Here is a 261-nt window from a genome sequence, read left to right as displayed (position 1 = left end):
ACATATTGGTACCGAGCTGTGCCAATTCTTTGGCAATGAAGCGTTTCATGCTATCGCCGACGGCCAACAGTAATACCACCGAGATGATGCCGATGACGATGCCCAACATCGTGAGCAAACTACGCAGGCGGTTGCCATTCATGGAACGGAAGGCCTCGGCGAGGATTTGTAAATAGTTCATTATGCGCCACCTTGTCCTTCGGCAAATATCTGGCCTTGCGCCATTTGCTGCAAACCCTCCGCACTGCCACCATCATAAAT

At 51.0% G+C, this 261-nt stretch carries 1 protein-coding gene; it reads right to left on the bottom strand.

The window, feature by feature from the left end:
- On the bottom strand, positions 1-181 hold a 181-nt coding region (locus tag QN347_RS20195; RefSeq protein WP_323494460.1), incomplete at its 3' end, for an ABC transporter permease.
- Positions 182-261 lie beyond the last annotated feature (80 nt).

The sequence above is a fragment of the Sphingomonas sp. 10B4 genome (assembly GCF_035019905.1).
Lineage (GTDB): Bacteria > Pseudomonadota > Alphaproteobacteria > Sphingomonadales > Sphingomonadaceae > Sphingomonas > Sphingomonas glacialis.
Note: the sequence above shows the minus strand (reverse complement) of the source record. Positions and strands in the feature narration are given on the sequence as shown.